The sequence below is a fragment of the Pseudomonas sp. GM60 genome (assembly GCF_000282415.1).
In the GTDB taxonomy this organism is placed as follows: Bacteria; Pseudomonadota; Gammaproteobacteria; order Pseudomonadales; family Pseudomonadaceae; genus Aquipseudomonas; species Aquipseudomonas migulae.
This window is the reverse complement of sequence record NZ_AKJI01000109.1, coordinates 59,610-84,477: the sequence shown is the minus strand read 5'-3', so window position 1 is coordinate 84,477 and position 24,868 is coordinate 59,610. Positions and strand designations below refer to the sequence as shown.

Annotated in this window: 22 protein-coding genes and 1 riboswitch; of the genes, 9 read left to right on the top strand and 13 right to left on the bottom strand. The window is 60.1% G+C overall.

From position 1 onward, the window contains the following. Window positions 1-81: 81 nt before the first annotated feature. Window positions 82-996, bottom strand: a complete 915-nt coding sequence (locus tag PMI32_RS05115) for a LysR family transcriptional regulator (RefSeq protein ID WP_008033325.1) — start codon at window positions 994-996, stop codon at window positions 82-84. Between the two features lie 233 nt (window positions 997-1,229). Between PMI32_RS05115 and trhA the strand changes: the two genes are divergently transcribed. After that, window positions 1,230-1,847, top strand: a complete 618-nt coding sequence (gene trhA / locus PMI32_RS05120; RefSeq protein WP_008033324.1) for a PAQR family membrane homeostasis protein TrhA — start codon at window positions 1,230-1,232, stop codon at window positions 1,845-1,847. Between the two features lie 94 nt (window positions 1,848-1,941). On the opposite strand, the gene PMI32_RS05125 is transcribed toward trhA, so the two are convergent. Both PMI32_RS05125 and PMI32_RS05130 read right to left on the bottom strand, forming a co-directional pair. Beyond that, on the bottom strand, window positions 1,942-2,661 hold the full coding sequence (locus PMI32_RS05125; RefSeq protein ID WP_008033323.1) for a 16S rRNA (uracil(1498)-N(3))-methyltransferase: 720 nt from the start codon (window positions 2,659-2,661) through the stop codon (window positions 1,942-1,944). A 140-nt stretch (window positions 2,662-2,801) separates the two neighbouring features. After that, window positions 2,802-4,208, bottom strand: a complete 1,407-nt coding sequence (locus PMI32_RS05130) for an adenosylmethionine--8-amino-7-oxononanoate transaminase (protein ID WP_008033322.1) — start codon at window positions 4,206-4,208, stop codon at window positions 2,802-2,804. Window positions 4,209-4,431: 223 nt separating this feature from the next. Here PMI32_RS05130 and PMI32_RS05135 point away from each other — a divergent pair, with 223 nt between their 5' ends. The 3 genes from PMI32_RS05135 (at window position 4,432) to PMI32_RS05145 (ending at window position 7,631) form a co-directional block, all read left to right on the top strand. Beyond that, window positions 4,432-6,198, top strand: a complete 1,767-nt coding sequence (locus tag PMI32_RS05135) for a flavin monoamine oxidase family protein (protein WP_008033321.1) — start codon at window positions 4,432-4,434, stop codon at window positions 6,196-6,198. A gap of 252 nt (window positions 6,199-6,450) precedes the next feature. Continuing rightward, on the top strand, window positions 6,451-7,002 hold the full coding sequence (locus PMI32_RS05140; protein ID WP_008033319.1) for a cytochrome b: 552 nt from the start codon (window positions 6,451-6,453) through the stop codon (window positions 7,000-7,002). Window positions 7,003-7,034: 32 nt separating this feature from the next. Further along, entirely contained in the window at window positions 7,035-7,631 is a 597-nt protein-coding gene (locus PMI32_RS05145; RefSeq protein WP_008033318.1) for a YceI family protein, read from the top strand. A gap of 190 nt (window positions 7,632-7,821) precedes the next feature. Here PMI32_RS05145 and rhlE2 read toward each other — a convergent pair whose 3' ends face one another. The 4 genes from rhlE2 to ahcY form a co-directional block, all read right to left on the bottom strand. After that, window positions 7,822-9,696 (bottom strand): RNA helicase RhlE2, encoded by a 1,875-nt coding sequence (rhlE2, locus tag PMI32_RS05150; protein WP_008033317.1) that lies wholly within the window; start codon window positions 9,694-9,696, stop codon window positions 7,822-7,824. A gap of 222 nt (window positions 9,697-9,918) precedes the next feature. Continuing rightward, window positions 9,919-10,734 carry a substrate-binding periplasmic protein gene (locus PMI32_RS05155; protein ID WP_008033316.1) on the bottom strand — a complete coding sequence of 272 codons (816 nt, stop codon included), beginning with the start codon at window positions 10,732-10,734 and terminating at the stop codon, window positions 9,919-9,921. A gap of 196 nt (window positions 10,735-10,930) precedes the next feature. Next, window positions 10,931-11,776, bottom strand: a complete 846-nt coding sequence (gene metF, locus PMI32_RS05160; protein ID WP_008033314.1) for a methylenetetrahydrofolate reductase [NAD(P)H] — start codon at window positions 11,774-11,776, stop codon at window positions 10,931-10,933. 191 nt (window positions 11,777-11,967) lie between these two features. Further along, window positions 11,968-13,377 (bottom strand): adenosylhomocysteinase, encoded by a 1,410-nt coding sequence (gene ahcY, locus PMI32_RS05165; RefSeq protein WP_008033313.1) that lies wholly within the window; start codon window positions 13,375-13,377, stop codon window positions 11,968-11,970. Window positions 13,378-13,400: 23 nt separating this feature from the next. Further along, a riboswitch (S-adenosyl-L-homocysteine riboswitch) is annotated at window positions 13,401-13,499 on the bottom strand. 198 nt (window positions 13,500-13,697) lie between these two features. Between ahcY and PMI32_RS05170 the strand changes: the two genes are divergently transcribed. Together PMI32_RS05170 and PMI32_RS05175 are read left to right on the top strand one after the other, a co-directional pair. Continuing rightward, the gene (locus tag PMI32_RS05170; protein ID WP_008033312.1) at window positions 13,698-14,090 is read left to right on the top strand and encodes an acyl-CoA thioesterase; all 393 of its coding nucleotides are present in this window, start codon (window positions 13,698-13,700) and stop codon (window positions 14,088-14,090) included. A 173-nt stretch (window positions 14,091-14,263) separates the two neighbouring features. Continuing rightward, complete coding sequence (locus PMI32_RS05175; protein WP_008033310.1) at window positions 14,264-15,145, top strand: formate/nitrite transporter family protein; 882 nt, start codon at window positions 14,264-14,266, stop codon at window positions 15,143-15,145. Here the strand turns inward: PMI32_RS05175 and PMI32_RS05180 are convergent, their stop codons facing one another. Then, window positions 15,146-16,411: a cation:proton antiporter gene (locus PMI32_RS05180; protein ID WP_008033309.1), complete on the bottom strand. Its 1,266-nt coding sequence runs from the start codon at window positions 16,409-16,411 to the stop codon at window positions 15,146-15,148. Between the two features lie 133 nt (window positions 16,412-16,544). Then, window positions 16,545-17,714: an MFS transporter gene (locus tag PMI32_RS05185; protein ID WP_008033308.1), complete on the bottom strand. Its 1,170-nt coding sequence runs from the start codon at window positions 17,712-17,714 to the stop codon at window positions 16,545-16,547. A gap of 283 nt (window positions 17,715-17,997) precedes the next feature. On the opposite strand from PMI32_RS05185, the gene PMI32_RS05190 reads away from it, so the two are divergent. Continuing rightward, window positions 17,998-18,831: an EamA family transporter gene (locus PMI32_RS05190; RefSeq protein WP_008033307.1), complete on the top strand. Its 834-nt coding sequence runs from the start codon at window positions 17,998-18,000 to the stop codon at window positions 18,829-18,831. A gap of 41 nt (window positions 18,832-18,872) precedes the next feature. After that, window positions 18,873-19,256, top strand: coding sequence for an MAPEG family protein (locus PMI32_RS05195; protein ID WP_008033305.1), 384 nt, complete (start codon window positions 18,873-18,875; stop codon window positions 19,254-19,256). Between the two features lie 145 nt (window positions 19,257-19,401). Here PMI32_RS05195 and mltA read toward each other — a convergent pair whose 3' ends face one another. Beyond that, window positions 19,402-20,586, bottom strand: coding sequence for a murein transglycosylase A (gene mltA / locus PMI32_RS05200; RefSeq protein ID WP_008033304.1), 1,185 nt, complete (start codon window positions 20,584-20,586; stop codon window positions 19,402-19,404). 128 nt (window positions 20,587-20,714) lie between these two features. Here mltA and PMI32_RS05205 point away from each other — a divergent pair, with 128 nt between their 5' ends. Next, a complete protein-coding gene (locus tag PMI32_RS05205) occupies window positions 20,715-21,164 on the top strand; it encodes a c-type cytochrome (RefSeq protein WP_008033302.1) in 450 nt (149 codons plus the stop codon). Window positions 21,165-21,292: 128 nt separating this feature from the next. Here PMI32_RS05205 and PMI32_RS05210 read toward each other — a convergent pair whose 3' ends face one another. The 3 genes from PMI32_RS05210 to metK form a co-directional block, all read right to left on the bottom strand. After that, a complete protein-coding gene (locus tag PMI32_RS05210; protein WP_008033300.1) occupies window positions 21,293-21,688 on the bottom strand; it encodes a DUF1090 domain-containing protein in 396 nt (131 codons plus the stop codon). Between the two features lie 98 nt (window positions 21,689-21,786). Beyond that, a complete protein-coding gene (gene ligB / locus PMI32_RS05215) occupies window positions 21,787-23,460 on the bottom strand; it encodes an NAD-dependent DNA ligase LigB (protein ID WP_008033299.1) in 1,674 nt (557 codons plus the stop codon). 208 nt (window positions 23,461-23,668) lie between these two features. Then, window positions 23,669-24,859 (bottom strand): methionine adenosyltransferase, encoded by a 1,191-nt coding sequence (metK, locus tag PMI32_RS05220; protein WP_008033298.1) that lies wholly within the window; start codon window positions 24,857-24,859, stop codon window positions 23,669-23,671. Window positions 24,860-24,868 lie beyond the last annotated feature (9 nt).

Below are 24,868 nucleotides of genomic sequence, written 5' to 3'. Positions count from 1 at the left end.
CCTTCGCGAGCAAGCCCGCTCCCACATTGGAATGCATTTCCCTGTGGGAGCGGGCTTGCTCGCGAAGGGTGCACCTCGGTCTTAAGCCTGGCGATTGGCATACATCCGACACTCCGCCAGCAGCGCCAGCAAATTGGGGTCGCGCTCCTTGGCCTTCAAAAACACCACGCCGATGTGCTGCTGCAACCGATACTTTTCCTGCAGCGGAATCAGCTTCACCCGGTTCTCATACACCGCTGCAATCCTTCCTGGCAGCAACGCATAACCCACCCCCGAACTGACCATGCTCAGCAGGGTGAAGATGTCGTTGACCTGCATCGCCACCTTTGGCTCGAACCCCGCCTGCTTGAACACCCGATTGCCATCCTGGTGCGTGGCGAAGCCTTGGGTCAGGGTAATGAACGTCTCGTCGCGGACTTCGGCCAGATCGACTTCCGTGCGTTGGGCAAACTTCGAGTCCGCCGGGGTGGCCAGGAAAATGTCATCGGAAAACAGCGGGATCTGCTCGCAATCCGGGTCGTTCACGCTCTCGTCCAAAGACACCAGGATCGCGTCGACTTCCATGTTCTTGAGCTTGTACAGCAGGTCGAAGTTCGAGCCGAGGATCAGGTCGATATTGAGTTCGCTGCGGCGGATTTTCAGGCCCATGATCAGTTGCGGCACGGTCTTCACCGTCAACGAATACAACGAGCCCAGCTTGAAGCGCTCAGCAGAGAACCCTGCGGCTTCGCGGGTCAGGCGCACGGTTTCGACCACGTCCTGAATCAGCTTTTGCGCCCGTTCTTCCAGTACATACGCGCTTTCCAGCGGCGTCAGGTTACGGCCTTCGTGCTTGAACAGCGGGCAGCGCAGGGCGCTTTCCAGGGAGTGGATCGCCCGGTGCACACTGACGTTGCTGGTCTGCAACTCGGCAGCGGCACGAGCCAGATTGCCGGTGCGCATGAAGGCGAGGAACACCTCGAGTTTTTTCAGGGTCAACTCTTCATCGATCAGCATGGGCGTGACTCTTATTCGAATGGCTCGATTGTGCCTAATTCCTGAAGCACACGCAGACCTTTGTAGGAGCCAGCTTGCTGGCGATGGCGGCCTTGAAATTATCGTAACGCTTTAGGGCCAATCGCCGGCAAGCCGGCTCCTACAGGGTGCGAGGGTGTACTGAAGAGTTGCGCTTTTACGCTTGAGGCCTGAGCCTTGCGCAACGCTGCATTGGATTGTGAGGTGAGCAACACATGTACCACGGGGAAAGATTGAACGCCTGGACGCATCTGGTCGGGGCGGTGGCGGCGACGGTCGGGGTGGTGTGGATGCTGGTGATCGCCGGCATGGATGGCAGCCCTTGGAAAATCGTCAGCGTGGCGATTTACGGGTTTACCTTGATGGTGCTCTACAGCGCATCGACCGTTTACCACAGCGTGCGCGGGCGCAAGAAAGCGATCATGCAGAAGGTCGATCACTTTTCGATCTACCTGTTGATTGCCGGCAGCTATACACCGTTTTGTCTGGTGACTCTGCGCGGGCCGTGGGGCTGGACGTTGTTCGGGATTGTCTGGGGGCTGGCGCTGATCGGCATCCTTCAGGAGATCAAGCCGCGTTCGGAAGCGCGGATCCTGTCGATCGTGATTTACGCGGTGATGGGCTGGATCGTGCTGGTGGCGGTCAAGCCGCTATTGGCGGCGCTGGGCACGGCCGGGTTTGCCTGGCTGGCGTCGGGCGGGATTTTGTACACCGTGGGGATTATCTTTTTTGCACTGGATCATCGGTTGCGGCATGCGCACGGGATCTGGCATTTGTTCGTGATCGCGGGGAGTTTGCTGCACTTTGTGGCGATTATGTTTTACGTCCTTTAAACCGCGTCGTGGCAATCGCCGGCAAGCCGGCTCCTACAAGGATATGTGTTGTGAATACGAACCCTGTAGGAGCCGGCTTGCCGGCGATGGCGTCCTAGAAGTCACCCCACAACTGCTGGGCCACCGCCAACGCCACCACCGGCGCGGTCTCGGTGCGCAACACCCGAGGCCCCAGGCGCGCAGCGTGGAACCCCGCAGCCTTGGCCTGATCAACCTCAACATCCGACAACCCACCCTCAGGCCCGATCAGAAACGCCAGCGTCGCCGGTTTGGCATGACTCACCAACGGCTCAGCCACCGGATGCAGCACCAGCTTCAACTCCGCCTCGGTCTGCTTCAACCAGTCCGCCAACAACACCGGCGGGTGAATCACCGGTACCCGTGAACGCCCGCATTGCTCGCACGCGCTGATCGCCACCTGGCGCCAGTGCATCAGGCGTTTGTCGGCGCGCTCGTCCTTCAAGCGGACTTCACAGCGGTCGCTGAAGATCGGGGTGATTTCGGTCACGCCCAGTTCGGTGGCTTTCTGAATCGCCCAGTCCATCCGCTCGCCACGGGACAGGCCCTGGCCGAGATGGATCTGCAGCGGCGATTCGATTTGCCCGGCGAAGCTTTCGTCGATCTGTACCACGACGCGCTTCTTGCCGACCTCGACCAGCTTCGCGCGAAACTCATGACCCGAACCGTCGAACAGTTGCAACGCATCACCCTCGGCCATGCGCAGCACGCGGCTGATGTAATGGGCCTGGGCCTCGGGCAATTCGTGCTGGCCAGTGCTCAGGGGGGCGTCGATAAAGAAGCGGGACAGTCTCATGCGGGTTCTCTGAAAAAGGTGTTGGTCGTCTTTGTGGGAGCGAGCCTGCTCGCGATAGCATCACCGAGGATGATCAGAAAGACCTCGGCGTCTGCATCGCGAGCAGGCTCGCTCCCACATTGATCGCTGTGTGTGATCAATCAACCCGGATCACGGAAACCGGGGTGGAAGTCCTGCGGCACCGACACGCTCACACTGTTGCGCGTCGCAATGTCGATCCCTTCACTGGCCACTTCCGCCAGAAAGTCGATCTGCTCCGGGGTGATCACGTACGGCGGCAGGAAATACACCACGCTGCCTAGCGGTCGAAGTAAAGCACCGCGCTCCAGCGCGTGCTGGAACACCTTCAAGCCACGACGTTCCTGCCACGGATAAGCTTCCTTGGTCGCCTTGTCCTTGACCATCTCAATGGCCAGCACCATGCCGGTCTGACGCACTTCCGAGACGTTCGGATGATCGGCCAGGTGCGCGGTGGAGGAGGCCATGCGCTGGGCCAGCGCCTTGTTGTTCTCGATCACGTTGTCTTCTTCGAAGATATCCAGTGTCGCCAACGCCGCCGCGCACGCCAGCGGATTGCCGGTGTAGCTGTGCGAATGCAGGAACGCGCGCAAGGTCGGGTAGTCGTCGTAGAACGCGCTGTAGACATCTTCCGTCGTCACGCACGCCGCCAGCGGCAGGTAACCGCCAGTCAGGGCCTTGGACAGGCAGAGGAAGTCCGGACGGATGCCGGCCTGTTCGCAGGCGAACATGGTTCCGGTGCGGCCGAAGCCGACGGCGATTTCGTCGTGGATCAGGTGCACGCCATAACGGTCGCAGGCTTCGCGCAGCAGTTTCAGATACACCGGGTGATACATGCGCATGCCGCCGGCGCCCTGGATCAGCGGCTCGACGATCACCGCCGCGACGGTGTCGTGATTTTCGGCCAGGGTCTGTTCCATCGCGGCGAACATGTTCCGCGAATGCTCTTCCCAGCTCATGCCTTCAGGGCGCAGGTAGCAATCGGGGCTCGGCACCTTGATGGTGTCCAGCAGCAACGCCTTGTAGGTTTCGGTGAACAGCGGCACATCGCCCACCGACATCGCCGCCATGGTTTCGCCGTGGTAACTGTTGGTCAGGGTGACGAAGCGCTTCTTGTTAGGCTGGCCGCGGTTGAGCCAGTAGTGAAAGCTCATTTTCAGCGCGACTTCGATGCAGGACGAACCGTTATCGGCGTAGAAGCATCGGGTCAGGCCTTCCGGCGTCATCTTCACCAGACGCTCGGACAACTCGATCACCGGCTGATGGCTGAAACCGGCGAGGATCACATGTTCCAGCTGGTCGACCTGATCCTTGATGCGCTGGTTGATGCGCGGGTTGGCGTGGCCGAACACGTTGACCCACCAGGAGCTGACGGCGTCGAGGTAGCGTTTGCCTTCGAAGTCTTCCAGCCACACGCCTTCACCGCGCTTGATCGGGATCAGCGGCAGCTGTTCGTGGTCTTTCATCTGGGTGCAGGGATGCCACAACACGGCGAGATCGCGTTGCATCCACTGATTATTCAGGCCCATTTCCAGTCTCCTCGAGGCGGTCCGCGACAGGCGCGGACATACAATCGCGCAAGCCTATGCAATGCGTGGCATCGGGACAACCCATTGTGTCGAATGAGCTACTTTGTATAGGGCGATAGACGTCGCTGGCGGGCCTTTGATGGCTGACGTATTCTTCGCGGTTCTTTGAGTCGTCTGACTCGTAAAACCGCTTTTTTCTACGTGTATTTCCGGAGTTCGCTGAATGTCTGCTGGTTGGCTGCGCGCCTGTGCGCTGGTGATGTTGGGGCTGTTCAGCGTGTCTGCGCTGGCCAAGGATAAAACGGCGATCGTGATCGGCGGCGGGCTCTCGGGCCTGACGGCGGCGTACGAACTGCAGAACAAAGGCTGGCAGGTAACCCTGCTGGAAGCCAAGCCGACCCTGGGCGGTCGTTCCGGCATGGCCACCAGCGAATGGATCGGTAACGACAAGACTCAGCCGGTGTTGAACAAGTACGTATCGACCTTCAAGCTGAGCACCACGCCGGCCCCTGAATTCGTGCGCACGCCGAGCTACCTGATCGACGGCGTGTATTACACCGCCGCTGACCTGGCCACCAAAGAGCCGGCCACCGCTGACGCGCTCAAGCGTTACGAGAAGACCCTGGACGACCTGGCACGCTCGATCGAAGACCCGCAGAACCCTGCCGCGACCAGCGCGCTGCATGCCCTGGATCAGATCAACGTCTCCAACTGGCTCGACCGTTTGACGTTGCCAGCCACGGCTCGTCAATTGATCAATCAGCAAATCCGTACCCGTTATGACGAACCTTCGCGCCTGTCGTTGCTGTACTACGCACAACAGAGCCGGGTTTACCGTGGCGTGTCCGACCGTGACCTGCGCGCTTCTCGCCTGCTGGGCGGCAGCCCGGTGCTGGCACAAGCCTTCGTCAAACAGCTGAAAACCATCAAGACCAGTTCCCCGGTCTCGTCCATCACCCAGGACAAGGACGGCGTGACCGTCAAGGTCGGCAGCGTCGGCTACCAGGCTGACTACGTCGTGGTCGCGGTGCCGTTGCGCGCCCTCAACAAAATCGTGATGACCCCGGCGCTGGATGCCCAGCACATGGGCGCGATCAAAGGCACCAACTACGGTTGGCGCGACCAGATCATGCTGAAGTTCAAGACGCCGGTCTGGGAAAGCAAGGCGCGCATGTCCGGCGAGATCTACAGCAACACCGGCCTGGGCATGTTGTGGGTCGAGCCGGCGCTGAAGGGTGGTGCCAACGTGGTGATCAACCTGTCCGGCGACAACGCGCGGGTGATGCAGGCCTTCGGCGACAAGCAGATGGCCGATCAGGTGCTGATTCGTTTGCACACGTTTTATCCACAAGCGCGCGGTTCGTTCACCGGTTATGAAATCCGTCGCTACAGCACCGACCCGTCGATGGGCGGCGCTTACCTGGCCTTCGGTCCGGGCCAGATCAGCAAGTTCTGGCGCCTGTGGGAACGTCCGCTGCAACGCGTAGCGTTCGCTGGCGAACACACCGACACCTTGTACCCGGGCACTCTGGAAGGCGCGTTGCGCACCGGTCAGCGTGCAGCCGGTCAGGTTGAAGACCTGGCGGCCGGCAAGTCGTTTGAACCGGCGAAGGTTGTACCGGCAGCGACGGCTGCTGCAGCCGGCGCAGTGGCGGCGAAGAAAGGCAACTTCTTCAGCAACCTGTTTGGTGGTTCTTCGGACGACGACAAGAAGCCGGAACCCGTGAAAGCGCCAGAGCCAGTCACACCGCCAGCCCCGGCACCGGCTCCAGTAGCAGCCCCGGCCCCTGCGCCAGTGGAAGCGCCGAAACCTGCCGCCCCGGTGAAAGCCGAGCCGGCCAAGAAGGCTGCGGCCAAGGCGCCGGCGAAAAAGCCTGCGGCCGAAACCAAAAAGGTCCCGGCGAAACCGGCGGCAAAGAAAGCTGAAACGGCGAAAAAACCAGCAGCCAAACCTGCTGCGACCCCGGTAGCTGATACCAAAGCGCAGTAAGCGTCTGGATTAAAGAAACGCGGCGCAAATGCCGCGTTTTTTTATGCCTGAAGAAAAGAATTGAATAAATCTCATGGCATTGGTGTTCTTGATCTGGACGTCATTTTTTTTCACACATTGGTCGTTAATCTTTCCTTAACTCACCGATTTCAGACTCTTGATCGTATTTCTCGATATTTCAAAGCGAAATTTTCCGCTTTAATTCGATAGATAACTCGATAGTCTTGGTCGCAATTCTCACAGGATTTGGGCATGCAGCTACGTAACTCTTCTTCCCGCTACGGTTGGGTCAGCATCTTCATGCACTGGGGCGTGGCGCTGGCGGTCTTCGGTCTGTTTGCACTGGGCCTGTGGATGGTCGATCTCGACTACTACAGCACCTGGCGCAAAGATGCGCCGGAGCTGCACAAGAGCATTGGCCTGGTGTTGCTGGCCGTGATGGTGCTTCGGGTGCTGTGGCGCTTTATCAGCCCACCACCGCCAACGCTGGAAAGCTATGGCCGGCTGACGCGCATGGGCGCGAAGTTTGGCCATTCGTTCCTGTACCTCGGTCTGTTTGCTGTGATGATTGCCGGTTACCTGATTTCCACCGCAGATGGTGTCGGGATTCCGGTGTTTGGCCTGTTCGAAGTTCCTGCACTGGTTTCCGGACTACCGGACCAGGCAGACACCGCCGGTGAGATTCATCTGTATCTGGCATGGGTGCTGGTAATTTTTTCCGGTCTCCATGCGTTGGCAGCATTGAAGCACCACTTTATCGATCGTGATGCGACCCTTACTCGAATGCTGGGTCGCAAAGCCTGAAGTTCAACCTCGACTCCAAAGGAATAGAAAGCATGTTGAAAAAGACCCTCGCCGCTCTGGCAATCGGTTCCGCTCTGCTGTCCGCCGGTAACGTAATGGCAGCTGATTATGTCGTCGACAAGGAAGGCCAGCACGCCTTCGTTGACTTCAAGATCAGCCACCTGGGCTACAGCTTCATCACCGGTACCTTCAAGGATATCGACGGCAAGTTCAGCTTCGACGCTGCCAAGCCTGAAGACGCCAAGATCGAGTTCAATGTGAACACCGCCAGCGTCTTCACCAACAACGCCGAACGTGACAAGCACATCGCCAGCGGTGATTTCCTGAACGCGAGCAAATTCGCTAAAGCCACCTTCGTTTCCACCAGCGTCAAATCCACCGGCAAAAACGCCGCTGGCAAAGACACTGCGGACGTGGCGGGTGATCTGACCATCGCTGGCGTGACCAAGCCAGTCGTGGTCAAGGCGACTTTCCTGGGTGAAGGCAAGGATCCATGGGGCGGCTACCGTGCCGGCTTCGAAGGCACCACCAACCTCAAGCGTTCCGATTTCGGCAAGCAGAAAGACCTGGGCCCAGCGTCCGACGCGGTTGAGTTGTACGTGACGTTTGAAGGTGTCAAAGCGAAGTAATTTTCGCGCCTGACACAAAAACGCCCCCGATCTCACGATCGGGGGCGTTTTTTATTGCCTGCCAAAATCTGCATGAGCACCACAAATCCACTGTAGGAGCCAGCAAGCCGGCTCCTACAGGGTTTTTGTCCGGCATAAAAAAATGCCCCGGATCGCGAGATCAGGGGCATTTTTCATGGCTGGGTAAAACTCAGCGGTTGCGAGTCAGCAACGCTGGTTTTTCACCGCGCGGACGGCCTGGCAATTGATCAAGCTGTTCAGGCGTCGGGAAACGATCGGTTTTCGACTCCTTGTGAATGATCTTCGGAGCCGGGCCGCGCGGGTTTTGCACCGCTGGTTCCGAGCGTGACTGATCTTCACGTGCCGGGCGACGGTTGCGGCCTTCTTCGCGACGGGCCTGACCGTCACGTGGCGCACCGTTGCGTGGACCGCTGCGCTTGGCTGGCGGCGTGCCAGTGGAGGCGCCGTCGCTGCTGCGTGGACCGCTTTGGCGACCCTGAGGCTTGCCGCCGGTGCGTGGAGCACCTGCGCCAGCGGCCGTGCCTTGTGCCGGAGCACCCGGACGGCGGCCACGGCCCTGGGCCGGTTTGGCTTGAGGCACGTAGTCGACGCGGTTACCGAAGTTATCGATATCGTCGTCCAGAAACTCGTCCGGAGCGCGATCAGCGGCAGCGCGTGGCGCCGGGCGCTGTTGCTCGCGGGCAGGCGTGCCTTCGCGTGGCTTCTGCTCGCGTGCCGGGCGCTCGCCACGGCCGCTGGCCGCCGGTTTTTCCTTGCCGCCCTTGTCCTTGCCCTTGTCTTTACGACCGCCGCCACCGCCGCTGCCGTTCGGACCGTCGCCGCGCGGGCCACGTGGGTTGCGCGGGTTACGCACGTCCGGACGCTCGCGCACTTCCGGCTTCTCGGCTTCCACGGCGCTGGAATCGAAGCCCATCAGGTCGCCGTCGGCGATTTTCTGCTTGGTCATGCGTTCGATGCTTTTCAGCAGTTTTTCTTCGTCCGGAGCCACCAGCGAGATCGCCTCGCCCGAACGACCGGCACGGCCAGTACGGCCGATACGGTGCACGTAATCTTCGTCGACGTTCGGCAGTTCGAAGTTGACCACGTGTGGCAACTGGTCGATGTCGAGGCCGCGCGCGGCGATGTCGGTAGCGACCAGGATGCGCACTTCGCCGGCCTTGAAGTCGGCCAGGGCTTTGGTGCGCGCGTTCTGGCTCTTGTTACCATGGATGGCGACAGCACTGAGGCCATGTTTGTCCAGGTATTCGGCCAGGCGGTTGGCGCCGTGCTTGGTGCGGGTGAACACCAGCACCTGTTCCCAGGCGCCCGCGGTGATCAGGTGCGCCAGCAGCGAACGCTTGTGGTTGGCTGGCAGGCGGAAAACCCGTTGCTCGATACGCTCGACCGTGGTGTTCGGCGGCGTTACTTCGATGCGTTCCGGGTTGTGCAGCAGCTTGCCGGCGAGGTCGGTGATGTCCTTGGAGAACGTCGCCGAGAACAGCAGGTTCTGACGCTTGGCCGGGAGGCGGGCCAGGACCTTCTTCACGTCATGGACAAAGCCCATGTCGAGCATGCGGTCGGCTTCGTCCAGCACGAGGATTTCCACGTGTGACAAATCGACGCTGCCTTGGCCGGCGAGGTCGAGCAGGCGGCCAGGGCAGGCCACCAGCACGTCAACGCCACGGGACATGGCCTGAACCTGTGGGTTCATGCCGACGCCGCCGAAGATGCAGGCGCTGACGAACTTCAGGTCACGGGCATAGACCTTGAAGCTTTCGTGTACTTGAGCCGCGAGTTCGCGGGTAGGGGTCAGGACCAGTACGCGCGGTTGGCGCGGGCCGTGACGCTGGGATTTGTCCGGGTGACCGTTAGGGAACAACCGCTCCAGGATCGGAAGGGCGAAGCCACCGGTTTTGCCAGTACCTGTCTGAGCCGCAACCATCAGGTCGCGACCTTGCAACACGGCGGGAATGGCCCGCTGTTGCACCGGAGTAGGCTCGGTATAGCCCGCTGCCTCGATGGCGCGGACTAAAGCCTCGGAGAGACCGAGGGAAGCAAAGGACATGAGTAATCCTGTTTTAGTTAGGGCTTGGCCCAATGGGAGTCTTGCCTGGCGCGAATGGCGTTTAAGAGGACGCAATCCCGTCCGGTCCTGCTGGGCCTCGAAGGCTCGTCTGGAGCGCTCGCGCGGGCTGAAAAGCTGCGCTGTAGCGGGGTCGAGATGCCTTGAACAAGTCCGAGCGTCCGGGCGTGAGCCTGGCGGGAAGGCCGGAGTATAACAGAGCAATCACTGCGCGCCGCTTTCCTGCTGCTCAACGGTTTTTTCGCGGGCAGCGGTGGCCCCGGCAGTTTTCGTGCTGGTAGCCGGATCGGCGCCATAACGGGCGCTCAGTTCGGCGTACGCGGGTTCACGCTTGAATCGTTTGAGCTCGGCGCCGAAGCGCTGCACCAGCAAATCCATGCCCGCGTTGCGGCGCACCGCCAGAAACTGGCTCTGCTGGCTGATGACGGTCGGGTTTTCGCTGATCTGGTCGCGGATATTCAATTCGTCGAGCAAATGCTGGCCCACCCGGCGGTCGGTGATCAGCAGGTCGATCCTGCCGCGCACCAGTTTGCCGAAGTTGGCTTCATGGGTGGGCGCCGGTTCGCGCGTGAACAGCGTCGATTCACGGAAGTCCGGGCTGTACAGATAGCCCGGCGAGGTGCCTATCGTCAGGCCTTTCAGATCGTCGAGGGTGCTAAACGGGTGCGGGCGTTCGTTGGCATAGAACAGCACGAACTGGACTTCCGAGAGCGGTTCGCTGGGGTAGAGCAGGGTCGCATCGCGCTCGTCGCTGTGAAAAATGTCCAGCGCGCCATCGGCCTGGCCGGTTTCAAGCATCGACAGGCAGCGTTTCCACGGCAGGAACTGCCACTCGACTTCGATCCCCAGGCGCTTGAAGACGATGGCCGTGGTTTCGTAGTCCAGGCCCAGTGATTTGCCGTTTTCCTCGTAGACATAAGGTGCCCACGGTTCAGTGACAATGCGTAGCTTCTCGCCCCGAGCGGCAAAGCTCAGGCAAGTGAAAACCAGCACGGCAATTAACTGTGGGATCAAAGGCATGGGCTTGAGATTACGACGAGAAACGGGAAAGAGCCAGAAACCGACTGCAGATGCTCTATCTCCGTGTGTTGCATCACAATAAAAGTACGTAGAAAGCAAAAAATCGCAGCCTTCGACCGCTCCTACAGGGATTAAACATGCCCGAATGTAGGAGTGGCCGAAGGCTGCGATCTTTTGATCTTGCTTTAAACGTTTATCAGCGCGGCAACTTCAGGTTGTTCCACACCGCCAGGCTCGCTTCAGCCTGGTTCAGTGTGTAGAAGTGCAGCCCTGGCGCACCACCTTGCAGCAGGCGTTCGCACATCTCGGTGATGACTTGTTCACCAAAGCCTTGAATGCTCTGGGTGTCGTCGCCGTAGGCTTCCAGTTGCTTGCGGATCCAGCGCGGGATTTCCGCACCGCAGGCATCGGAGAAGCGCGCCAGCTTGCTGTAGTTGGTGATCGGCATGATGCCCGGCACGATCGGGATGTTCACGCCCATCGCCCGTACACGCTCGACGAAGTAGAAATAGCTGTCGGCGTTGAAGAAGTACTGGGTGATCGCGCTGTCGGCGCCAGCGTTGGCTTTGCGCACGAAGTTGGTCAGATCGTCTTCGAAATTGCGCGCTTGCGGATGCATTTCCGGGTAAGCGGCGACTTCGATGTGGAAATGATCACCGGTCTCTTCACGAATGAATTCGACCAGGTCGTTGGCGTGGCGCATTTCGCCGCTGGCCATGCCCATGCCCGAAGGCAGGTCACCGCGCAGGGCAACGATGCGCTTGATGCCGGCAGCCTTGTATTGCGCCAGCAGGCCGCGCAAGTCGGCCTTGCTGTCGCCTACGCAGGACAGATGCGGTGCGGCAGGGACTTTGACTTCGCTTTCGAGCTGCAACACGGTGTTGAGGGTTCGATCACGGGTCGAGCCGCCAGCGCCATAGGTGCAGGAGAAGAAATCGGGGTTGTACGTGGCCAGCTGACGAGCAGTGGCGAGCAGCTTTTCATGCCCAGCGTCGGTCTTCGTAGGGAAGAACTCGAAGCTGTAGCGACGGTCTTGGGACATGGTCATATCCTTGGAAACGCGTAAGGCGAACGCTGACCCTTTGTAGGAGCGAGCCTGCTCGCGAAGAGCGTGAGAGCAATGCGTTTATCCAGCCAGTACGCATTATCGTTAACGTCCATCGCGAGCAGGCTCGCTCCTACAAGGGAGCAGGCGACGCGGTGCATCAGAACACCGCGCAGCCGGCCAGCGAATCAGTAGCGGTAAGCGTGCGGCTTGAACGGACCTTCGACAGTCACGCCGATGTAGTCGGCCTGGGTCTTGGTCAGTTGAGTCACGACGCCGCCGAAACCGCGGACCATTTCCAGGGCCACTTCTTCGTCGAGTTTCTTCGGCAGTACTTCAACAGTCAGGCGCTCGGCTTTCTGGGCTGGCGACAGGTCGGCGTACTTCTGGCCGAAAAGGAAGATCTGCGCCAGAACCTGGTTGGCGAACGAACCGTCCATGATGCGGCTTGGGTGACCGGTGGCGTTACCCAGGTTAACCAGACGGCCTTCGGCCAGCAGGATCAGGTAGTCGTCGTTCTGGGCATCGAATGCGCCAGGACCGGTACGGTGGATTTTGTGAACCTGTGGCTTCACTTCTTCCCATGCCCAGTTCTTGCGCATGAAAGCGGTGTCGATTTCGTTGTCGAAGTGGCCGATGTTGCAGACAACAGCGCGCTTCTTCAGGGCTTTGAGCATGTTCGAGTCGCAAACATTGACGTTACCGGTGGTGGTCACGATCAGGTCGATCTTGCCCAGCAGCGCTTTGTCGATGCTTGCTTCGGTACCGGTGTTGATACCGTCGATGAACGGCGAAACCAGTTCGAAACCGTCCATGCAGGCTTGCATGGCGCAGATCGGGTCGACTTCGGAGACTTTAACGATCATGCCTTCCTGACGCAGGGACTGAGCGGAGCCCTTGCCCACGTCACCGTAACCGATGACCAGCGCTTGCTTGCCGGACAGCAGGTGGTCGGTGCCGCGCTTGATCGCGTCGTTCAGGCTGTGACGGCAGCCGTACTTGTTGTCGTTCTTGCTCTTGGTCACCGAGTCGTTGACGTTGATGGCCGGGATTTTCAGCTCGCCCTTGGCCAGCATGTCCAGCAGGCGGTGAACGCCGGTGGTGGTTTCTTCGGTCACGCCGTGAACGCGATCCAGAACCTGTGGGTACTTGTCGTGCAGCAGCTGGGTCAGGTCGCCGCCGTCGTCGAGGATCATGTTGGCATCCCATGGCGCGCCATCTTTGAGGATGGTTTGCTCCAGGCACCACTCGTACTCTTCTTCAGTCTCGCCTTTCCAGGCGAAAACCGGGATGCCAGCAGCGGCGATAGCAGCAGCGGCCTGATCCTGAGTCGAGAAAATGTTGCAGGACGACCAGCGAACTTCGGCACCCAGGGCAACCAGGGTTTCGATCAGCACGGCAGTCTGAATGGTCATGTGGATGCAGCCGAGAATCTTGGCGCCTTTGAGCGGCTGCTCACCGACGTACTTGCGGCGCAGCCCCATCAGGGCTGGCATTTCGGATTCAGCGATGATGGTTTCGCGACGGCCCCAGGCAGCCAGGGACATGTCGGCGACTTTGTAATCGTTAAAATCTGCAGGCGTGATAACAGCGCTCATGAAGAGCCTCCATTCGTAATGTATGCGAATGGGCGCCGTTGTGCGTTTAGTGTCTGGCCGTGGCCAGTCAACGCCCCATCCGAGCCTGACAGGTTGAACCTGCTGCAGCGCCCCTCGGACAGGTGGCGGGAAAACGGTATCAATGGAACGTTACCGTTTTGAAACGGGGGCGATTATAGCGGGCTATGCTGATCTTCCAAAGCGTTTCTGTCGGTCAATGTCCGAACGGTAATCGTGACCATAGACGATGCTTAATAGAGCTCTAGTCCGGGCTCTGCCATGATGGCACCCATCATTCGGCAAGACGCTCAGGAGTGAATATGAATTTCCACACCCGCAAATGGGTAAAACCCGAAGACCTCAACCCCAACGGCACGCTGTTCGGCGGCAGCCTGTTGCGCTGGATCGACGAAGAAGCGGCGATCTACGCCATCGTCCAGTTGGGCAATCAGCGCGTGGTGACCAAGTACATTTCCGAAATCAACTTCGTCAGCGCCTCGCGCCAGGGCGACATCATCGAACTGGGCATCACCGCCACCGAGTTCGGCCGCACCTCGATCACCCTGACCTGCGAAGTGCGCAACAAGATCACCCGCAAAAGCATCCTGACGGTGGAGAAGATGGTCTTCGTCAACCTAGGCGAAGACGGCCTGCCCGCCCCACACGGCCGAACCGAGATCAAGTACGTCAAAGACCAGTTCAAGGACGAGTAATGCGAGTTCCGTAGGAGCCGGCTTGCCGGCGATGGCGTAATCAGCATCACCACAGAAACCGAGTCGACCCCATCGCCAGCAAGCTGGCTCCTACAGAAACAAGCCAGTGCACTGAACAAGCGCCGAACCCCGCGTGTCGTACCTACATGACACGCCACCGGTTCCGGAGCTCTATGGACGCGCAAAAAGACGGCAAGACCCCGAACCTCTCGGCTGAAGAACGGCACGACGTCGAAAAAAGCCAGCCGCCACGTGCGGCTGTATTGCACGAAATCATCCGCACCCAGGGCGATCAGGAACTCGAACGCAGCGTCGCCGCGCTATGGTGGTCGGCGCTCGCCGCCGGTCTGACCATGGGCCTGTCGCTGATGGCCATGGGGTTGCTCAACTCGCGTCTGCCGGACGGCGAACACTTCAAGGTGATCGCCAGTTTCGGTTACTGCGCCGGGTTCCTTGCGGTCATCCTCGCCCGCCAGCAATTGTTCACCGAGAACACCCTGACGGCGGTGCTGCCGGTCATGACCAAACCCACCCTGAACAATTTCGGCCGGTTGTTGCGGCTGTGGTCGGTGGTGCTGGTGGGCAACCTTTGCGGCACCTTGCTGGTCGCGTATGTGATGTTGCACCTGCCGATTTTCGACACCAAGACCGACCTGGCCTTCCTCGATATCGGGCGCAAAGTCATGGAGAACGACGCGAGCAAGATGTTCGCCAAAGGCATTGTGTCGGGCTGGATGATCGCGACCATGGTCTGGATGATCCCGTCCATGGAGAGCGCCAAGATGTGGATCATCATCCTCATCACCTACCTCATGGCGCTGGGGGATTTCACCCACATCGTCGTCGGTTCGGCCGAAGTGTCGTATCTGGTGTTTGCCGGCGAGTTGCCGTGGAAGGATTTCTGGCTGGTGTTCGCAGGTCCCACGCTGGTGGGGAACATCATCGGTGGCAGCTTTATCTTTGCGCTGTTGAGCCATGCGCAGATTCGAAGCGAAAGCGGGCCGCCGAAGCAGTCTGCGGATCGGGAGCCCGACCCGCAGAAGGTCAAAAAGTAATCAGTGATGCCCGGCCTGTGCCGCTGGCGCAGGCTCATCCCGGGTCACGTGCTTGACCAGTTTGCCGATGCTCAAGCCCTGCAACAGGATCGACGACAACACCACGATGTAGGTGATGCTCAGCAGCAAATCACGCTCCGGGCCCAATGGCAGCGCCAGGGCGAGCGCCACCGAAACACCACCGCGCAAACCACCCCAGGTCAGAATCCGGATCGTCCCGCGCGGCACTGTGCGCCAGCGTCGCAGCAGGAGGATGGCCGGTGCCACGGTCAACAGGCGCGAGAGCAGAATGGCCAGGGCCAGCAAACTTGCCGCCAATACGTGCAGCCAGTTGAACGGCAGCAGCAACAGCTCCATGCCGATCAGGGCAAACAGCAGGGCGTTGAGCATGTCGTCGAGCAGCTCCCAGAAACCGTCCAGGTACTTTCGGGTCATGTCGTTCATCGCCAGATTGCGCCCCAGATTGCCGATGATCAGGCCGGCGACCACCATCGCAATCGGTGCGGAAACATGCAGCTCCGACGCCATGGCCGAGCCGCCGATCACCAGTGCCAGGGTCAACATGACTTCGATCTGATGCTGCTCGATGCTCTTGATCATCAGGTACACCAGGTAGCCAATCAGCCCACCAAACAGCACGCCGCCAATCGCTTCGTGCGCGAACAACAGGGCCGTGGCGCCTACGGTCGGGGTTTCACCGAGTTGCGCGATACCCAGCAGCACGGTGAACACCACTACCGCGGTGCCATCGTTGAACAGCGATTCGCCGACAATCGTGGTTTTCAGCGGTTTGGACGCGTTGGCGGTCCGCAGCACGCCGAGCACCGCGATGGGGTCGGTCGGCGAAATCAGCGCGCCGAACAGCAGGCAATACAGAAAGCTCACGTGCCAGCCGAACAGGGCAAAGATGTAATACGCGAGGCTGCCGATCACGGCGGTGGCGATCAATACGCCAAACGTCGCCAGCAGGCCGATGGGCCAGCGATAGCTGCGCAGGTCATTGAGATTGACGTGCAGCGCGCCGGCGAACAGCAGAAAGGACAGCATCCAGTTCATCAGCAGATCGCCGAAGTCGATCTGGCCGATCAGCTGTTGCACACGCTCTTCGAGGCCGGGGTAACCGAGGACACTCAGGCCCTGCAACAGCAGGGAAAACATCAGTGCGGTGACCATGACGCCGATGGTCGGGGGCAGGCCGATGAAACGGAAATTCACGTAGGTGAGCAGGGAGGTGAGGCAGATAAACGCAGCGACAAGTTCAAGCATCCGGGGTCCTTGGATGAGGGGAGAGATTGGTTTTCAGGTAGGTGCACCGAGTCGGTTTCTTCGTGGGCAAGCCTCGCCCCTACAGGATCTGCGCGATCCTGTAGGGGCGAGGCTTGCCCGCGAAGGCAATTATTCAGGCGGACACATTGACCGCAGCCGCACCGCGACGTTGCAGGTAAATGAAGAAAAGCGCTGTCAGCACCGTCAAGCCACTTACCAGCGCCCCGGTCCACGGCAAGTCCGCCAGATCCGCGCCGCTGGCGACCACCAGCCCACCAATCCACGCGCCGGCCGCATTGCCGAGATTGAAGGCGCTCTGGTTCAACGTCGAACCCAGATTGGGTGCTTCATGTGCCTGATCAATGATCAGCAGTTGCAAAATCGGGCACAGGGCGAAGGCAAAGATCCCCCACAACACCAGCGTGATCGCCGCCGGAATCACCGAGTGACTGGTCTGCGTGAACGCGGCCAGCACGACCACCACCGCCAGCGCCATACCCACCAGCGAAGGCAGCAAGCGACTGTCGGCCAGGCGGCCGCCGAGCATGCTGCCCGCCGTCAAACCGACGCCGAACAACAGCAACATAATGGTCACGCCGTGCGGGCTGACCCCGGTGATGTCCTGCAGGATCGGCGCGATGTAGGTGAACACGCTGAACAGGCTGGTCGACGCCAGCACGCTCATGCCCAAGGCCAGCAGCACATTGACCTTGCCCAGCACCTTGAACTCGCTGGCGAGGTTGGCCTTGTCCATGGCGATGTCCTTCGGCAGCCAGACCCACTGCGCAATCGCGGCGATCACACCGATCACCGACACTGCCCAGAACGTCGAACGCCAACCGGCGTATTGGCCGAGCGCGGTGCCCAATGGGACGCCGAGCACATTGGCCAGGGTCAGGCCGGTGAACATCATGGCAATCGCCTGCGCCCGTTTGTTCGGCGCGACCAGACCGGCCGCGACCACCGAACCAATGCCGAAGAACGCCCCGTGGCACAACGCGGTAACCACTCGCGCGGCCATCAGCGTGGCGTAGTTTGGCGCCAACGCGCACAGCACGTTGCCGAGGATGAACATCAGTGTCATGCCCAGCAGGGTGGCTTTGCGCGGCATATTGGCGGTGCCGACCGCGAGAATCGGCGCGCCGAACACCACGCCCAGGGCGTAGCCGGTGATCAACAGGCCGGCGTGGGGAATGCTCACGGCGAGGTCGCGAGCGACGTCGGGCAGCAAGCCCATGATGACGAATTCAGTGGTGCCGATGCCGAACGCGGCAACAGCGAGGGCAAGCAAGGCGAGTGGCATGCGCAAGGTCTCTGTCGGTAGTCTTGACGCTGTGATCAGGCATACGCAGGCCGACGACCGTTCTCGAAGAGAGCGGGCCATGGCAGAAATTATTGGAATTAGTCTGTGCGCAACTGAGTGCGGCGTGGTCGCTTGCAGTATAAACAGCTGCTGACATATGGCGAATCAATAATCTCCCCCGCCCTTGTAGGAGCCGGCTTGCCGGCGATGGCGTTCTTGAGGATGTCATCGCCGGCAAGCCGGGCTCCTACAAGGGCGGCGGGGGCAAAAAAAGGAGTGTGCCGTGCTTGCGACGGCGTTGGTGTTGGTGGCGGCGCTGTTGCACGCGGCGTGGAACACCCTGATTAAATTCAGTGCGGAACGGTTGTTGGTCGTGGCCTGCATGGACAGCGTGGCGATGCTTTTTGTCGCGCTGATGCTGCCGTTCGTGGCGCTGCCACCGATTGAAATCTGGCCATGGATTCTCGCATCGGCCGCATTCGAATTGCTTTATCGCTATCTGCTGATTCAGGCCTATCGGGTGGGTGATCTCGGTTTGGTGTACCCGCTGATGCGTGGCTTGTCGCCGTTAGTGGTGCTGGCCTTGACGCTGATCTTTGCCGGGGAGGTGCTGACGAATCAGCAGATCTTCGGAATTCTGCTCATCCCGTTGGGCATGCTGTGCCTGCTGTGGCAGGGCGGTGGCGGTACGCGTTTGCCGTGGTCGATGCTGCCGGTGGTGGCGCTTATTGGCCTGTGCATTGGCTGCTACACCTTTATCGATGGCCAGGCGTTGCGGCGCTGGTCGCATCCGCTGGATTACCTGGTCTGGGTGACGTTGCTCAGCGCCTGGCCGTTTCCGCTGCTGGCGTTGGTGCGCAAGCGGCCGGCGTTCATGCTGTTCTGGCGTGAACAATGGCGCTTGGGATTGGCGGTCGGGTTCTGCGTGTTGTTCAGCTACGCTCTGGTGCTGTGGGCGATGCAGCTGGGGTCGATTGCAGAAGCGGCGGCATTGCGCGAGATCAGCGTGATTCTGGTGGTGCTGTTTGGCATGCGCTATCTGAAAGAACCTTTCGGTCGGCCGCGGCTCTTGGCCTGTGGGCTGGTGCTGATCGGCATGTTGGTGATGAAGTTTTGACCGGAATCCGGATTTTATAACTCGAAGAAAGGGACTGCGATATGACGGTTGCTCTGTGGTGCATTTTGATTGCGTTCTTCCTGCCCTATCTCTGCGTGGGGATTGCCAAGGTCAGTGGCCGTTTTGGATTGAAAGACAACCATGATCCCCGGGATTTTCTCGAGTCACTGAATGGTTTGGGCCGGCGCGCCTATGCGGCGCAATTAAACAGTTTCGAAGTGACCCCGGCGTTCGCGGCGGCGGTGATCGTGGCCCACCTGGCCGGCAACGCCGAGCTGGTGACGATCAATGTGCTGTCGGTGTTGTTCATCACCAGCCGTCTGCTGTACATCATTTGCTACCTGGCGGACTGGGCGATTCTGCGGTCGCTGGTGTGGTTTGTGGGGATGGGGTTGATCGTGAGTTTCTTTGTGATTTCGGTCTGACATATCTGCGGTGTTTATTTTGGCCCCTTCGCGGGCAAGCCTCGCTCCTACAGAAATCTGCGGCGAGCACACAATGTGTGATCGACTGTAATCCCTGTAGGAGCGAGGCTTGCCCGCGAAGGCGATCTGTCAGGCGAAACCAGACTCAAGGATTGGCTTTAATCGCATCAGCCACCTGAGGCACTTGCGGCAATGCCGCGCCTTTGGGCCAGAGCATCCAGATCTGCCCCTGCTGCTTCATGTCGCCAGCCAGTTGCCCCGCCGCTTCGCCGGTGCCCCAGAACAAGTCTGCACGGACTTCGCCGGCAATCGCGCCGCCAGTGTCTTGAGCCGCCACCGGGCGAACCAGCGCGGAGCCGTCCGGCCGCGTTGTGGATAACCACAACAGGCTGCCCAGCGGAATCACTTTGCGATCCACTGCCGCACTGTAACCCGCCGTCAGCGGTACGTTCAGCGAGCCGCGAGGGCCTTCATTGCTGTCCGGGTTGCGGGTGAAGAACACATAGCTCGGGTTGCTGCCGAGCAGTTCCGGAATGCGCGCCGGATTGGCCTTGGCCCAGTCGCTGATTGCGCCCATGGTCACGTCTTCTTTCTTCAGTTCGCCTTGCTCTACCAGCCAGCGGCCGATGGGGCGATACGGATGACCGTTCTGGTCGGCATACGCAATGCGCAACTGGCGACCATCGTCGAGCTGAATGCGACCGGAACCCTGGATTTGCAGGAATTGCAGGTTCATCGGGTCGGTCAGCCATGCCACGACCGGCGCCTTGACCCCTTTGGTTTCGATGGTTGCCGCATCGTCGTAAGGCTTGAGCACGCGACCTTCGAGCCGTCCGCGCAGGCGTTTGCCTTTGAGCTCCGGGTAGATGCTGTCCAGAGAGACGATGATCATGTCTTCTGGAACCCCGTACACCGGGATGTTCGCCACGGCAGTTTGGGTCAGGCTGCCGGGGTAGACCGGCTCGTAGTAACCGGTGATCAAACCGTTGGGATTGTCGTTGGCGGCGCGCAGGCCGTAGACGTCGAGGTTCTGTTTGAGGAAGCCGCGAATGTCACTGGCGGTTTGCGGCACGTTGCTGGCAGCGGCACAGGTAGAGCCCCAGATCGGGTCGGCCTTGAGTCGGGTGCAGGCGCTGCGCCATGAACCGAAACCGGCGACCAGGTCGTTATCGGACACCGTCGGCAGGGCTTCCCAGGTGGCGCTGGAATAAGTCGCCAGCGCGTGGGTCTTGGGTTTGTTGTTGTCACCGCCGGTGCAGCCTGCGAGCACGGCCACCATCGGGAGGGTCCAGGCGAGGCGGTGACGCCATGCCTTGAAACGGCTGTTCATGGAGTAATTCCTTTGTCGGTTGCCTGAGTGCTCCATGCGCTCAAACAACCCGTATTGATAATAGGGCTATTGGTCTTTGCCGATGACGCGAGGATACTGGCCGCCGTTTCCCGTGACCTGAAGCCACCATGACTCTTAAAAGACTTTCCGTTGTATTGCTGGCCTGCCTGACCTTGTCCGCGTGCGGCGGTGTCGATCCGAATTCTCCATTGGGCCAGCGCAAGGCAATCTTCAAACAAATGCTCAAGACCGGCGAAGACCTGGGTGGCATGTTGCGCGGCCGCATTCCATTCGACGGCCCGAAATTCGCTGACGGCGCGGTGAAACTCGATGCGTTGTCCCAGGAACCGTGGAAGCATTTTCCGCAGGTGCGCGAAGAAGATCACACCAGCGCCAAGGGCGACGTTTGGCAGAAACAGGCACGCTTTCAGGAAATGGCCCGCACCCTTGAAGCCGCCACCGGTGAATTGGTGATTGCCAGCAAGGTTCAGCCTTACAAGGCCAGCAACCTGGGGCCGGCGGTGCAGAAGGTCGAAGATGCCTGTAGTGCGTGCCATAAAGAGTTTCGGGATCATTGATTTGCAGCGCTCTTACTGACGCTTTCGCGAGCAGGCTCGCTCCCACATAGGATTGCATTCCCCTGTGGGAGCGAGCCTGCTCGCGAAGCTCCCTGAAGAACGCTACAAATTCCTGACTTTACCTTTTCTTATTTATCCAGCTCGTCGAGCGCGTCTTGTAGCTCCTTGCGGGACTCGGCCAGTTTGTCCTTACGCTTGTTGATCTTCTCCGGATCGCCTTTCTTCATGGCTTTGTCGAGGTCGGCCTGGCGCTGGCTGACTTCATGCTTGGCATCGAGGACCTTGTTTTCCCGCTCCTTCTTCAGCGAAGCGTCGGTGCAATGCGCAGTGACTTCGCTCAGTGCCGTTTCCAGGCCTGCCTGCTGATCGGCGTTGCCATGGGATTTGGCCAGTTCGATCTGGTTGATGATGCCTTGTTTCTTGGCGGCACAACCGGTCAGCCCCGGGGCCTCTTCAGCGGCCATCAGTGGCGCGGCCATCACGCTGCAAAGGGTCAGCAGGGCGAGCGGTGAAAGAAATTTCATAAAAGCTCCATGTGCAGGTGCAATCGGGTCGATAGGGCGATGGGCGTTTGAGCCCGTCGGCCTCTTTGGGTTCCCGGGCGGGCGAGTATCTGCGGTTGCTAAAAACCGTCGATCCCCGCCGCACGTAATGTGTCGCTCAAGGCCAGGACCTGCGGGTCGCGGAAAAATGCGCTCAATTGCGCCGCGCGTCCCGGGCCTATGCCGGCTTCGGCCTGCCATTGTTCGGTGTTTCGTTGTGCCAGTTCCTGCCAGGAGTCGGCGAGGTTTGCCTGGCCGGTCGGTGGTAAACCCAGGGCTTTGAGCCAGCGAGTAAAAGGGCGTTGGCGGGCACTGTTGAAACTGTTTAGAAGACGAGTACTGCTGCGCTCGCCGAAGCCGTTAATGTTAGCAAGCTCTTGAGCATCGAGGGTCAACCAATCCAGCAGGCCGTTCAGGTGGCCTGTTTCGAAAAGTTTCTCCCATGTTCCCGGGCCGACATGAGGCATGGCCAACCCTTGCTTGCCACTGAGCCAGGTCAGTCGCGCGAGAAACTGGCTTTCACAGCCCGGCGTCGGTTGCCAGCAACTCAAATGATGAAAGTCGGCTGCCAGCGGCGCGTTCAAGGCTGGGCGTTCGGCGGCGCGTAGTACGACGCCGTCGAGCCGGGGAATGGTCAGCCCCGCGAGGCTGATGGACACCTGATCGCCGGGGCGGATGTCCAGCTCCTCCCAGCGCCGCAGTGAGCTGACGCTGACACGCTTGATCTGCCGGTCATCGAGCGTCACCGGTTTCAAGTCCAGCACGGGGGTGATCCGTCCGGTGCGACCGACCTTGAAGTCGACTTTGCGTACTTCGGCCAGCGCCTGGGCAAAGGGGTATTTCCAGGCGACGGCCCAGTACGGTGTTTTTGCCTGCCAGCGCTCGGCCGAAGGCCGTTGGCTCTGACGCAGGACCACACCGTCACTGGCAAAGGGCAGGGGCGAGCGGTACCAGTAATTGCGCCAGCGTTCGGCATCGGCAAACGTCTGTACCGGCTGACTGTAAGGCGCGATGCTCGGCAAACCCAGCTCATCCAGAGCGGCGATGCGAGCAGGCAAACCGGCCGGGCCTTGTGGCCAGTCCCAGATAAACAGGCCGATGCCGGTGGCCTGCTCAGGGTTGAGTTCCTTGCGCGCCATCAAACCGGCCACGGTGGCGCGGGCATTAAGGCTTCCTGCCTTGACTTGAACATGGTCGGCCAGTCGCCAATAGAGTTCGCCTTGCACCAGCAGGTCCAGCGGTTGCGACAGTTGCCGGGGGATGGCGGGGATCAGTCGCGCCGAGGCCGTCCAGTCTTGCCCGTTTATTCCGTCGCCGCGACTGATTGCCTGGTGCAGTGCGCCCTTGCGGTAGATCAGCGTCACTGCCACACCATCGACTTTGGGTTGTACCCAGAGGTCCTTGCGATCGCGCATCCAGGTTTCGGCTGCACGACCATCTCGCACTTTTTCCAGGCCTGTGTGGGCAATGGGGTGGGCAATTTTGCCGCCAGCCGTGCGTAATGGTTCGGGCGTCAGGCCCAAGTCAAAGCAACTGCGCCATTCGGTGAGGCGAGCGAGGGCTTGATCGTAAAGTTCGTCGGCAACCAGCGAGCGGCCATGGTGGTGATAACTGTCATCCCAGGTGTCGATCTGTTTTTGCAGGGTTGTGATTTCTTCCAGAGCCCTGTCGGGCGGCCAGTCGGGACAGTCGGCTGCGGTTGTAGTGAGGCAAAAAAAGCTCAGAAAAAAAACAGAAAACAGGCGCAGAAGCATCGTGAGCGTCCTTGCTCAAGGGGAGTGCTTGAAGGCTAGTCAGTATTTGCTGGCAGGAAGTGTGGGTGTTTTTCCTGGTGTTTCCGGGCGAATGGGCTGGCCTCTTCACCGGCTTGCCGGCGATGGGGGCGGTTCGGTCCCAAACGCAAGACAATAAAAAGCCCCGCACGGCGAACCGTGCAGGGCTTTTGGTACCGCCGGGGAGGTCTTACAGGCCGGCAGCCGAACGCAGGTCGTCGGCGCGGTCGGTTTTTTCCCAGGTGAACGTGGTGAAGGTGTCTTCGCCAACGGTCTTGGTCGCCGGGGTGCGACCGAAGTGGCCGTACGCTGCGGTTTCCTGGTACATCGGGTGCAGCAGGTCAAGCATGGTGGTGATTGCGTATGGACGCAGGTCGAACACTTCGCGAACCAGTTTGACGATTTTGTCGTCGCTGATTTTGCCGGTGCCGAAGGTGTTCAACGAGATCGAAGTCGGCTGGGCAACACCGATCGCGTAGGAAACCTGAATCTCGCAGCGCTCGGCCAGGCCGGCAGCGACGATGTTCTTCGCCACGTAACGACCGGCGTAGGCCGCGGAACGGTCAACCTTCGATGGATCTTTACCGGAGAACGCGCCGCCGCCGTGACGGGCCATGCCGCCGTAGCTGTCGACGATGATCTTGCGACCGGTCAGACCGCAGTCACCCACTGGGCCGCCAATGATGAACTGGCCAGTCGGGTTGATGTGGAACTGGGTGTCTTTGGTCAGCAGTTCGGCAGGCAGCACGTGCTTGACGATCAGCTCCATCACGCCTTCGCGCAGGTCTTTGTACGACACTTCAGGGTTGTGCTGGGTCGACAGTACAACAGCGTCGATACCGACAACCTTGCCGCCTTCGTAACGGCAAGTCACTTGCGACTTGGCGTCCGGGCGCAGCCAAGGCAGCAGGCCGGATTTACGGGCTTCGGCCTGGCGTTGAACCAGCTGGTGCGAGAAGGTGATCGGTGCTGGCATCAGCACGTCGGTTTCGTTGCTGGCGTAGCCGAACATCAGGCCCTGGTCGCCGGCGCCCTGATCTTCAGGCTTGGCACGGTCAACACCCTGGTTGATGTCAGGGGACTGCTTGCCGATGATGTTCATCACACCGCAAGTGGCGCCGTCGAAGCCGACATCGGAGCTGTTGTAGCCGATGTCCAGAATGACGTTACGCACGATTTCTTCCAGGTCGACCCAGGCCGACGTGGTGACTTCACCTGCGATGATTGCCACGCCGGTTTTTACCAGCGTTTCGCACGCCACACGGGCGAACTTGTCTTCAGCAATGATGGCGTCCAGCACCGCATCGGAAATCTGGTCGGCGATTTTGTCCGGATGCCCTTCAGACACGGACTCGGAGGTGAAGAGGGAGTATTCGCTCATCTCGATTTT